The sequence below is a fragment of the Streptomyces zinciresistens K42 genome (assembly GCF_000225525.1).
Classification (GTDB): Bacteria; Actinomycetota; Actinomycetes; order Streptomycetales; family Streptomycetaceae; genus Streptomyces; species Streptomyces zinciresistens.
The window spans coordinates 1-6,920 of the sequence record NZ_AGBF01000272.1; the positions used below are offsets into that span (position 1 = coordinate 1).

Sequence of the window (6,920 nt, forward strand, 5' to 3'; positions counted from 1 at the left end):
TGAGGGCTCGTAGAATCGGTGGGTGAACCTCCCCGCCCCGCCGTCCGCCGATGCCCTCCGCGACGCGCTCGCGTCCCTGCTCGACGGGCTTCCGCCCCGGCGGGCCGCGCAGGCCGTCGAGCGGCTGATCGCCAGCTACCGCGGGGCCACGCCGACCGACAGCCCCATCCTGCGCGACCGCGCCGACGTCGCCGCCTACGCCGCGTACCGGATGCCCGCCACCTTCGAGGCCGTCCGCTCCGCGCTGGCGGCGTTCGCCGGGGCCGTGCCGGGGTGGGCGCCCGCGAGCCACCTCGACGTGGGCGGCGGGACCGGCGCGGCGACCTGGGCCGTCTCCGCGACCTGGCCGGGCGAGCGCGAGGTGACCGTACTGGACTGGGCGGAACCCGCGCTGGCCATCGGCCGGGAGATCGCCGAGGCCAACCCGGCGCTGAAGCAGGCCCGTTGGCAGCGGACCCGGATCGGCCCCGGCCTCGCCCCGGACCCCGTCGACCTCGTCACCGTCTCCTACGTCCTGAACGAACTCACCGAGTCCGACCGCGCCGGGCTCCTGGACGCCGTCGCGCACGCCGCCGGGGCCGTCGTGATCGTCGAGCCCGGCACCCCCGGCGGCTACGCGCGCGTCATCGCGGCACGCGACCGGCTCGTCGCGGCCGGGTTCCGGATCGCCGCCCCCTGCCCGCACAGCGCGGGCTGCCCGATCGCGCCCGGCACGGACTGGTGCCACTTCTCGGCCCGGGTCAGCCGCTCCTCACTGCACCGGCAGATCAAGGGCGGCTCCCTCGCCTACGAGGACGAGAAGTTCAGCTATGTCGCCGCCGCCCGGCTGCCGGTGGCCCCGGTGCCCGCCCGTGTCGTACGCCGACCGCAGATCCGCAAGGGCCAGGTCCTGCTCGACCTGTGCGAGACGGAGCCGTCCCTGCGCCGCACCACGGTCACCAAGCGGCACGGCGACCTCTACCGCGCCGCCCGCGACGCCGACTGGGGCGACGCCTGGCCGCCCGCGGACGCGGGCGAGGACGGGTAGGCGGGCGGCGCGGCAGGGAGGATCGGCGGCGACCCGGCCCGCCGCCCCGTCCGGCCGGGTCACGGCGACCCGTCGGCCGGTTCGCCGCCGCGCCGCTGCTCCTCCCGCTCCCGGAGCCTGCGCAGCAGCTCCTTCTTCCGCGGGTCGGGGTCGGCCCCGCCGCCGATCCGCCCTGCCCCGCCGCCGCGCAGCGCGCCGCGGCCGAGGTTGCGCCGGGTGCCGCCGACGCCCAGCATGCTTCCCGCTCCGCCTCGGGCCATGGTGGCCTCCTTCCCTCGGAGTGCGAACCCCCTCGGAGTGCGAACCCCCAGGAGTGCGAACGATACGGTTCGTCTCGTCCAAGACCAGATTGCGCGAGACGTCGCGTCTTGTCAACCTGCTACATTCGGTCCATGGCATCCCAGCAGCCCGCCCGTCCCGCGGCCCCGGCCCCCCGCCCCACCCGCCGCAGCGAGAAGTCCCGCCGGGCCATCTACGACGCCGCCCTCGCCCTCGTCGTCGAGGCCGGCTACCCGCGGACCACCATCGAGGGCATCGCCGCCCGCGCGGGCGTCGGCAAGCAGACGATCTACCGCTGGTGGCCCTCCAAGGCGGAGGTGCTGATGGAAGCCTTCCTCGACCTCGCCGGGCATCCGCCGCGGGACGCCGCGCAGGAGCCGTCCGCCATTCCGGACACCGGAGACCTCGCCGCCGACCTGAAGGCCGTCCTGCGCGCCACGGTCGACGAACTGAAGGACCCCCGCTTCGACGCCCCCTCCCGCGCGCTCGCCGCCGAGGGCCTGGTCGACGAGGCGCTCGGCCGGCAGTACGTCGCCAAGCTCCTCGAACCCTCGCTCCAGCTCTACGTCCAGCGGCTGCGCTCCGCGCAGGAGGCCGGCGACCTGCGCCCCGACCTCGACCCCCGCATCGCGCTGGAGCTGTTCGTCTCCCCGCTGGCCCAGCGCTGGCTCCAGCACACCGGCCCCATCACGTACGCCTACACGGACACCCTGGTCGACTACGCCCTGTACGGGCTCGCCCCCCGCTCCCGGTAGCCCTGCCCCATCCCGTCACGCAGTGTGTTTTCCCAGTTCAGGGCGGTGTGTACGGCTCGCCCCACCTGGCCCGCTCGTCCGCTGCGGTCCCCCGGGGCGCACGAGGGTGCGACCATAGGGCATGCTGGAGCGCACGACGGCGAGGCGAGGGGATAGATGAGCGCGGAGTTGGGCGGCCCGACCGGCCTGCAGGGCAAACTCTCCCAGTGGCTGCGCGGACGCCGCCCCAAGGGCACCGCCGGGGACGGCGGCAGAGAAGAGCTGCTGCTCGCCGCCGCCGCCGCCGGACTGCCCCTCGCGCCCGCCGCCCACCCGGCCGGCTACCGCTGCTCCTGCGACCGGGTCGGCTGCCCCACCCCCGCCCGGCACCCGGTGTCCTTCGCCTGGCAGACGCAGTCCACCACCGACAGCGGCCAGATCGAGCGCTGGGCCCGGCACCAGCCGCAGGCCAACTTCATCACCGCGACCGGCATGGTGCACGACGTCCTCGACGTACCGGCCGAGGCGGGCCGCCAGGCCCTGCGGCGACTGCTCGACTCCGGCATCGAGGTCGGCCCGGTCGCCGAGAGCGACGACGGCCGCATGCTCTTCTTCACCCTCACCCGCGGCACCCCCGAGGACGAGGACGAGTGGTGGCCCTGCGAGCTGGACTGCCACCCCGAGACCATGGACGAGCACCCGGGACTGCGCTGGCACTGCCGCGGCTCCTACGTCCTCGTCCCGCCCGCCCGGCTCACCGGCGAGGGCCAGGGCGTGCACTGGGTGCGCGGCCCCGAGCATCCGCTGCCCGACCCGCTGAACGTGCTGGAGGTGCTCACCGACGAGTGCGCCCGGCACGTCGGCGACGAGCACGACCACGTCTCCGCGGCCTGGCCCACGCGCCACTGAACCGGCGCGCGCGGCGCCGCTACTCGCCCTTCGCGGACGTCATGCCCTGGATCCGGCCGAGTATCTCGACCCGGCCCGAACCCTCGGGCACCCGTGCCACCTCGTTGGAGACGAACTCCAGCGTCAGCGACTGCTTGATCTCGCCCTCCGTCAGCGCCCGCACCGCCTTGTTCGGCACCGGCACGGAGGCGCCCTGCGCCGCCGTCTGCTTCTCGAAGTGCCGGGTCGCGAAGAACACCAGCGCCCCGCCGTCGGCCGTGCGCAGCGCCAGCGGCGCGTAGTCGCCCTGTGTCAGGGGCTCGTCGAGGTACTGCCGCACCAGGCCCGGCCGTTCGGCGTTCCTGCGCCGCTCCGCGCGCCAGCGGCTCGTGTGGCTGCCCGGCGCGAACTTCACCCCGCCGCCCTTGAGGTAGGAGACGTACTCCTTGCTCAAGTACCGCGGCGGCACCGCCAGTTCGGCCGAGTTCGCGGGGACGGCCTCCGCCCAGCCGTTCGCGTCCTTCTTGAACTCCGGTACGACGTCCGGGTCCAGCAGCGTCAGATACGCCGCCGCCCACGGATCGTCCAGGCCGTCGCGGGTGAACACGAAGACCCAGCGCGCCGTGCCGCCCTTGTTGGCGGCCGTGTCGGCGACGAACCAGCGCGGCCAGCCCGCCTTCGCGGGAATCGTGATCCTCGCGTCCGACAGCACCAGCGGGGTGTGCGCGGGGTTGCCGCCGGGGCTGGTCGCCCGGCCCGCCTTCAGCCGCGCCGCGTCGATGGCGCCGAGCGCACCGGTGACCCGGTCGGCGTCCAGGGAACTGTCGTAGGACTTGTCGGCCGCGTTGTACGCGGTGGTGAACTGCCGGAGCGCCTTCGCGGCTTCGGCCCTGGTGGCCGAGGGAAGGACCTCCTTCTCCCCGCGGACCACCACGCAGCCGCTCGCCGTCAACGACAAAGCGGTCACCGAGGCCGCCGCCAGCACGCCCCGGTCAAGCCTTCGAGGGCCGCGATCCCTGCTCATCCGGTTCCTTCACCTTCCCCTTCCCGGAGGCGAACCCTACCGGGGCGAGGAACAGCGCGAGCGTCGGGACCAGGTACAGCAGCCACACCGTGACCTGGAGGACGGTCGGGTCCGGCTGGAAGTCGAACACGCCCTTCAGCAGGGCCCCGTACCAGCTCGCCGGATCGACCGTGGCGCTGACGTCGAACGCCGTGTCGCCCAACCCCGGCAGCCGGCGCGCCTCCTGGAGATCGTGGAAGCCGTACGCCGGCACGCCCGCCGCCGTGGTGGGCGGCCGGTCCCGTGCGGTTCCCTTCCGTCGTGCCCGGCTTCGCCTGGAGCGCTGGTTCAATGCCCTCGTGACTGATTACGACGTCCTCCGCGTCTTCTGCGGGCCCAAGGGCGGTTACGGCAATGAACTCGGCGTCGTCCGGGACGGGTCGGCGGTTCCCGGGCGGGGGGAGCGGCAGGAACTGGCCGCGAAACTGGGGTTCAGCGAGACCGTCTTCGTCGACGATCCCGAGCGGGGGATCATCGACATCTACACGCCTTCCGTACGGCTGGACTTCGCCGGGTATCCGTGCGTGGGCGCCGGCTGGCTGCTGGACGTGCCCGAACTCGTCACGCCCGCCGGGGTGGTGGGCGTCCGGATCGACGGGGAGTTCTGCTGGATCGAGGCCCGCCCGGAGTGGGCGCCGGCGCGGACGCTGCGGCGGTACGCGAGCGCCGCCGAGGTCGAGGAGCTGGAGGTGCCCCCGGCCGGTACCTGGATCTACGCCTGGGCCTTCGAGGACGAGGCCGCCGGGCGGGTGCGGGCCCGGGGGTTCCCCGGGCGGGGGGACGGGGTCGAGGAGGACGAGGCGACCGGTGCCGCGGCCATCCAGCTCACCCATCGGCTGGGCCGCGCCCTGAACATCACGCAGGGCGCGGGCTCGCAGCTGCTGACGGCTCCTCAGCCGGGGGACTGGGTCGAACTCGGGGGACGGGTGGTCCTGGAGCGCTGACGCTCAGGCCGACAGCGGGAACTCCTCGCCCAGGGCCCGGAACACCGCCGTGTTCAGTGCGAAGGCCCGCTTGCACTCGGCCACGATCCGCTGCTTCTCCAGGTCGTCCGCCGGGACCGCGTCGAGGAGTTCGCGGTAACCGCGCTTGAAGGCGGCCGGGTTGGTGATCTGGTCGAAGACGTAGAAGCGGACCCCGTCGCCCTTGCGGGCGAAGCCCCAGGTCCGCTCCGCCTTGTCGCGGATGATCTGGCCGCCGGAGAGGTCGCCCAGGTAGCGGGTGTAGTGGTGGGCGACCCAGCCGGACGGCCAGTCGGCGGCGCAGGCGCGGATGCGGTCCGCGTAGGCGCGGGTGGCGGGGAGCGCGGACGCCTTCGACCGCCAGCCGGGGCCGCGCAGATGGGCGAGGTCCCGCTCCAGGGACGGCAGCCGGAGCAGCTCCGGCTGGACGAAGGGGCCGGCCACCGGGTCGGACGCCAGCCGGCCGGTGCCGGACTCCAGCGCCTCGTAGACGAACCACAGTTGCTCGGTGTAGCGCGCGTAGGCGTCCACCCCCAGCCTGCCGCCGAGCAGGTCACTCATGAACGTCGAGGTCTCCGCCTCCACGTGCTGCTCGTGGGAGGCGGTGCGGATGACGGTCGAGAAGGAGTCCATGGCGGTATCTTCTGAGGTTAGGTTTACCTAAGTCAAGAGGTTTGCCGACGTGGTGTCGGTAAAAAGGGTACAGAGAAAACCCGTCCTCCGCAGGAGGGGAGGACGGGTGCGGGCGGGGCGGGGTCAGGGGAGGGTGAGGATCTCCGTCCCCGTCTCCGTCACCACGAGGGTGTGCTCGAACTGCGCGGTGCGCCTGCGGTCCTTCGTGACGACCGTCCAGCCGTCGTCCCACATGTCGTACTCGTGGGTGCCCAGGGTCAGCATCGGCTCGATCGTGAACGTCATCCCGGGCTGGATGACGCTCGTGGCGTGCGGGCTGTCGTAGTGCGGGATGATCAGGCCCGAGTGGAACGAGGAGTTGATGCCGTGGCCCGTGAAGTCGCGGACCACCCCGTAGCCGAAGCGCTTGGCGTACGACTCGATCACGCGGCCGATCACATTGATCTGGCGGCCCGGCCGGACGGCGTTGATCGCGCGGTTCAGGGACTCCCGGGTGCGCTCGACGAGCAGACGGCTCTCCTCGTCCACGTCGCCCACGAGGTACGTGGCGTTGTTGTCGCCGTGGACGCCGCCGATGTACGCCGTCACGTCGAGGTTCACGATGTCCCCGTCGCGCAGCACCGTCGAGTCCGGGATGCCGTGGCAGATCACCTCGTTGACGCTGGTGCACAGCGACTTGGGGAAACCGCGGTAGCCGAGGGTGGAGGGGTAGGCGCCGTGGTCGCACATGTACGTGTGCGCGACCCTGTCCAGCTCGTCGGTGGTGACGCCGGGGGCGATCAGCTCGGCCGCCGCCGCCATCGCGCGGGCCGCGATCCGGCCGGCGGTCCGCATCGCCTCCACGGTCTCCGGGGTCTGCACCTCGGGGCCCGTGTACGGCGCCGGGGCGGGCTTGCCGACGTACTCGGGGCGCCGGATGTTTCCGGGCACGGAACGGGTGGGGGACAGCTCCCCCGGGGCGATCAGCGACTGGCCAGACATGCCGGCGAGTCTAACCAGCGGGCATGGGGGAACATGTCGATGGCGAGAGGAGCTGGTCATGGCCCTGTTCAAGAAGCGCACGGTCGGGAAGCCCGGCGAGTGGTACTACTGCCTGGTCCACAAGAAGGTCGAGGAGGGGCCGGACTGCCCCGCCAAGGACCGCTTCGGGCCCTACGGCAGCCGCGAGGAGGCCCAGCACGCCATGGACCTCGCGCGCGAACGCAACCAGGAGTGGGAGAACGACCCCGCTGGCACGACGCCGGGAGCCGGAGGGACGAGACCTGACCACCGGGCCGGCGCCGCCGCCGGCCCCGGGCCGTGCTGCCGTAGGGCCCGAAGCGGTCCTTGGCGGG

General features: G+C 73.1%; 8 protein-coding genes and 2 pseudogenes. 5 read left to right on the forward strand and 5 right to left on the reverse strand.

Going from position 1 to position 6,920, the window contains the following annotated elements; translation table 11 throughout:
• Window positions 1-22 precede the first annotated feature (22 nt).
• The gene (locus tag SZN_RS34140; protein WP_007504224.1) at window positions 23-1,027 is read left to right on the forward strand and encodes a small ribosomal subunit Rsm22 family protein; all 1,005 of its coding nucleotides are present in this window, start codon (window positions 23-25) and stop codon (window positions 1,025-1,027) included.
• A 59-nt stretch (window positions 1,028-1,086) separates the two neighbouring features.
• On the opposite strand, the gene SZN_RS41125 is transcribed toward SZN_RS34140, so the two are convergent.
• Window positions 1,087-1,287 carry a DUF6243 family protein gene (locus tag SZN_RS41125; protein WP_139063652.1) on the reverse strand — a complete coding sequence of 67 codons (201 nt, stop codon included), beginning with the start codon at window positions 1,285-1,287 and terminating at the stop codon, window positions 1,087-1,089.
• A 132-nt stretch (window positions 1,288-1,419) separates the two neighbouring features.
• Here SZN_RS41125 and SZN_RS34145 point away from each other — a divergent pair, with 132 nt between their 5' ends.
• Window positions 1,420-2,061 (forward strand): TetR/AcrR family transcriptional regulator, encoded by a 642-nt coding sequence (locus SZN_RS34145; RefSeq protein ID WP_007504228.1) that lies wholly within the window; start codon window positions 1,420-1,422, stop codon window positions 2,059-2,061.
• Between the two features lie 156 nt (window positions 2,062-2,217).
• Window positions 2,218-2,949 (forward strand): bifunctional DNA primase/polymerase, encoded by a 732-nt coding sequence (locus SZN_RS34150; RefSeq protein ID WP_007504230.1) that lies wholly within the window; start codon window positions 2,218-2,220, stop codon window positions 2,947-2,949.
• Window positions 2,950-2,968: 19 nt separating this feature from the next.
• Here the strand turns inward: SZN_RS34150 and SZN_RS34155 are convergent, their stop codons facing one another.
• Together SZN_RS34155 and SZN_RS34160 are read right to left on the reverse strand one after the other, a co-directional pair.
• Complete coding sequence (locus SZN_RS34155) at window positions 2,969-3,952, reverse strand: SCO2278 family lipoprotein (RefSeq protein WP_043734630.1); 984 nt, start codon at window positions 3,950-3,952, stop codon at window positions 2,969-2,971.
• Window positions 3,921-4,214, reverse strand: a pseudogene (locus SZN_RS34160) (FTR1 family protein); the annotation flags it as partial. The gene SZN_RS34155 and the pseudogene SZN_RS34160, both read right to left, overlap by 32 nt.
• A gap of 76 nt (window positions 4,215-4,290) precedes the next feature.
• On the opposite strand from SZN_RS34160, the gene SZN_RS34165 reads away from it, so the two are divergent.
• On the forward strand, window positions 4,291-4,935 hold the full coding sequence (locus SZN_RS34165) for a PhzF family phenazine biosynthesis protein (RefSeq protein ID WP_007504236.1): 645 nt from the start codon (window positions 4,291-4,293) through the stop codon (window positions 4,933-4,935).
• 3 nt (window positions 4,936-4,938) lie between these two features.
• Here the strand turns inward: SZN_RS34165 and SZN_RS34170 are convergent, their stop codons facing one another.
• Window positions 4,939-5,586 (reverse strand): biliverdin-producing heme oxygenase, encoded by a 648-nt coding sequence (locus tag SZN_RS34170; protein WP_007504237.1) that lies wholly within the window; start codon window positions 5,584-5,586, stop codon window positions 4,939-4,941.
• A 123-nt stretch (window positions 5,587-5,709) separates the two neighbouring features.
• On the reverse strand, window positions 5,710-6,567 hold the full coding sequence (map, locus tag SZN_RS34175) for a type I methionyl aminopeptidase (RefSeq protein ID WP_007504238.1): 858 nt from the start codon (window positions 6,565-6,567) through the stop codon (window positions 5,710-5,712).
• 58 nt (window positions 6,568-6,625) lie between these two features.
• Between map and SZN_RS34180 the strand changes: the two are divergent.
• Window positions 6,626-6,852, forward strand: a pseudogene (locus SZN_RS34180) (hypothetical protein).
• Window positions 6,853-6,920: the final 68 nt, after the last annotated feature.

Coding starts and splice junctions, on each gene's coding strand:
- map (WP_007504238.1), bottom strand. CDS start 6,567: ATGTCTGGCCAGTCGCTGATCGCCCCGGGGGAGCTGTCCCCCACCCGT.
- SZN_RS34170 (WP_007504237.1), bottom strand. CDS start 5,586: ATGGACTCCTTCTCGACCGTCATCCGCACCGCCTCCCACGAGCAGCAC.
- SZN_RS34155 (WP_043734630.1), bottom strand. CDS start 3,952: ATGAGCAGGGATCGCGGCCCTCGAAGGCTTGACCGGGGCGTGCTGGCG.
- SZN_RS41125 (WP_139063652.1), bottom strand. CDS start 1,287: ATGGCCCGAGGCGGAGCGGGAAGCATGCTGGGCGTCGGCGGCACCCGG.
- SZN_RS34145 (WP_007504228.1), top strand. CDS start 1,420: ATGGCATCCCAGCAGCCCGCCCGTCCCGCGGCCCCGGCCCCCCGCCCC.
- SZN_RS34150 (WP_007504230.1), top strand. CDS start 2,218: ATGAGCGCGGAGTTGGGCGGCCCGACCGGCCTGCAGGGCAAACTCTCC.